Consider the following 488-nt stretch of genomic DNA (forward strand, 5'->3'; position numbering starts at 1 on the left):
TGGCAGCGCTGTTCCTGCTCTTCCCGCGCATGGCGCCGCTCTGGGGTGTGCCCGGCGACCCGTCGCGCGGCCGCAGCGGGCTGTCGGCCGAGATGCGGGTCGGCAGCATCGCGCAAATCGCGCTCGACGACGCAGTGGCGCTGCGCGTGCGCTTCGACTCGCCGGGCGGCGCCGCGCCGCCGCAGCAGGACCTGTATTTCCGCGGCCCGGTGCTCTCGCGCTTCGACGGCCGCGAATGGCGCGCGCTGCCGCACAGCTTCGGCGAAGAAGCCCCGCGCATGCAGCCAGCCGCCGCTTTGCGGGTGGCCGGCCCACCGGTGCGCTACGAAGTCACGCTCGAGCCCAGCGGCCACCCCTGGCTCCTGGTGCTGGACGCCGCGCCGCAGAAGCCCGAGGGCGCGCCCGCGGCCTACCTGACGCCCGAGCTGCAGTGGCTGGGCGTCCGGCCGGTCAGCCAGTTGCTGCGCTACCGGGCCGAGAGCTACACC

Annotated in this window: 1 protein-coding gene; it reads left to right on the forward strand. The window is 75.0% G+C overall.

What is annotated here, in order from left to right:
• Positions 1–488, forward strand: a 488-nt coding sequence (locus JHD63_RS22835; protein ID WP_198973097.1) for a DUF3488 domain-containing protein, incomplete at both ends; no start/stop codon positions are given.

Source organism: Xylophilus sp. ASV27, assembly GCF_016428875.1.
Classification (GTDB): domain Bacteria; phylum Pseudomonadota; class Gammaproteobacteria; order Burkholderiales; family Burkholderiaceae_C; genus Xylophilus.